Below are 2147 nucleotides of genomic sequence, written 5' to 3'. Positions count from 1 at the left end.
GCGCCACTTGGCGTACAAAACCCCGAGACTCTAACTGCCGCTGGATGAAAATGCAGTGGCAGGTCATCGTTTCCCGATGCTTCTTGGTATTCTCTTCGGGCTCTAGCATTACAGTTGCCTTGTTTTTCTTGAGATGCGCTTTGCGCGCGTTGGCCTGATGAGCCCTGCGCCAGGACGACTACGCGAGGATGTGAGCGTGCGGGATACGTCGCTGGGCTAGCTTAAGGGCGATGCGCCGGATCTCCTGGATCGACCAGCGGATCAAGAACGATGCTTCGGTCGAGGCCGCGGTCGCGTTTTTTTAAGCAATGGCCTGGTGTTGGCCCGATGACGGATGACGGCCATCATGGCGAAGGCAAGCATGACGAGTGAGACATGGCGATGCCAGCCATGCGAGGAGCGAGTTTCGTTGTGGTCAAGACCGAGCTCGTTCTTGGCGGTTTCGAAGCTGTCCTCGATGGCCCAGCGATGGCCTTCCACCGACACCAGCTTCTGGATGGACGTGCCTTTGGGGCACCATGTGGAGAAGAAGGCCAAGCTGCCGTCAGCGATATTGCGGCGGACCAGAAGACCCCGCGTCCATTCCCCGGCAAGGTCATCGTTGTATTCCCTGGCTTCGAGATCGGCCAATTCGAGATAGGCCCAGTCGTGCCAGCGCGGACCTTTGGTTCCTCCGCCGGATGACAGGCGGCGCCAGGCCTTCTTGGGACGGTTTTGCGCGATCGTGGCGGCGGTGCCGGCGACAGGCTGCGGCTTGCCCCAGGATCGGAACACATGATTGGAAGCAACACCGAGAACATAGCCCTTGCCCGCCTTGCGCAGTTGGGTTTCGATCTCGCCCGTACTATAGACGCTGTCCGCCGCCACGAACGAGAATGGCACCTTGGCGGCGATCGCGCGAGCGATCATGTGACGCGCGATCTTGGGCTTCGTGGATGCGCGGCCTTCAGGCGAGCGGGGTCGTCCGTCCAGTCCTTTGGCAGGTAGAGTGCCCGGTCGATGAAGGCATGGCCATGCCGCGACACGTACGCGGCGAACACTCCGATCTGGCAATTGGTGATCTTGCCCGCCGAGCCGGTGTACTGGCGTGCGACGCCGCATGAGGCCTTGCCCTGTTTCAAAAAGCCGGTCTCATCGATGACCAGAACCGCGTCCTCATCGCCGAGCGTTTCCAGCGCGTATTCACGCACAATATCGCGCAGCGCGTCGGCATCCCACTGCCCCCGACCCAGGATCGCCTGCTGGCGCCACGGGCCTGGATCGCCGGCCGCTTCCGCCCGCATCCAACCCGTCTTGCGCGGCTCGTTGCCCAACAGTCCGTCGAGAAACTGTCCCGCCGCGGCCGCGACCCGCTCCTGCGTAAACAGCGGACGGATGCGTTGCTTGGCATCGCGCAACGACGAAGCCCATAGCGTCAGCGTATCTTCAACCGACGCGCCACCAATCATCAGATCCCGAATCATGGTCGCCCATGGATTCAGAACCTTCAAGACAATGCAACTGTAATGCTAGGGCGATAGGATTCTTGGCCATTAATTGCGAACGAAGTTGCTTGCGGCGCTTTTTGATCAGGGGATCGCCTTCGTTTTCCTTGTATTCTCGCTTCACTTCCTCCAGCGATATCATATTCCTCTTCTCGAACTGCCACCGCTGGAACGCGAAGTCCGCAATTGCCACGACAAGATGGATCGACCCCGCCCAGACCGCGACATAGAATAAGAGGTTACCCGTCAGCAAAGCCAGGCAGGATATTCCGCAGCTCGGAATCCATACAAGCGAACTTACTGCTGCGCGAACCACAAATACAAGAACGAGACCGAGCAACAGCACCTTCACGACTGATCGGCTCAGCTCGAAGAAGCTCTGCGACGAGAATATCCTGCTGATGTTCTCACTTGGGTTCAGCTTCATGAGCGATGGCGCCGCTGCTAAGGGCGAGAAGAGCACTCCGGTCTGCAACATGTGGCCGGCGACACCGCCGATCAGGACGACGCCGAGAAACGGCATTGTCAGGCTCTGTATTTCACGGCCGCACGATCCGAAGAGTTGCAGCGCAACAACGACAAAGTTCTCATTTTTCAGATGCGCGATGGGTGTAGGCATACGATGAAGCTTTCAATTACCCACAAATGCTTGATTCGATTGCG

1 protein-coding gene and 1 pseudogene are annotated in these 2147 nt (G+C 58.9%); both read right to left on the bottom strand.

Features of this window, described 5'->3' with window-relative positions:
* Nucleotides 1-261: 261 nt before the first annotated feature.
* Nucleotides 262-1448: pseudogene (locus tag GA0061099_RS39000) on the bottom strand (IS701 family transposase).
* The gene (locus GA0061099_RS38995; RefSeq protein ID WP_074448694.1) at nt 1426-2103 is read right to left on the bottom strand and encodes an EscU/YscU/HrcU family type III secretion system export apparatus switch protein; all 678 of its coding nucleotides are present in this window, start codon (nt 2101-2103) and stop codon (nt 1426-1428) included. Before GA0061099_RS38995 ends, GA0061099_RS39000 begins: the two are co-directional and overlap by 23 nt.
* Between the last annotated feature and the right edge of the window lie 44 nt (nt 2104-2147).

It is taken from the genome of Bradyrhizobium yuanmingense (assembly GCF_900094575.1).
Classification (GTDB): Bacteria; Pseudomonadota; Alphaproteobacteria; order Rhizobiales; family Xanthobacteraceae; genus Bradyrhizobium; species Bradyrhizobium yuanmingense.
Note: the sequence above shows the minus strand (reverse complement) of the source record. Positions and strands in the feature narration are given on the sequence as shown.

Coding starts and splice junctions, on each gene's coding strand:
- GA0061099_RS38995 (WP_074448694.1), bottom strand. CDS start 2,103: ATGCCTACACCCATCGCGCATCTGAAAAATGAGAACTTTGTCGTTGTT.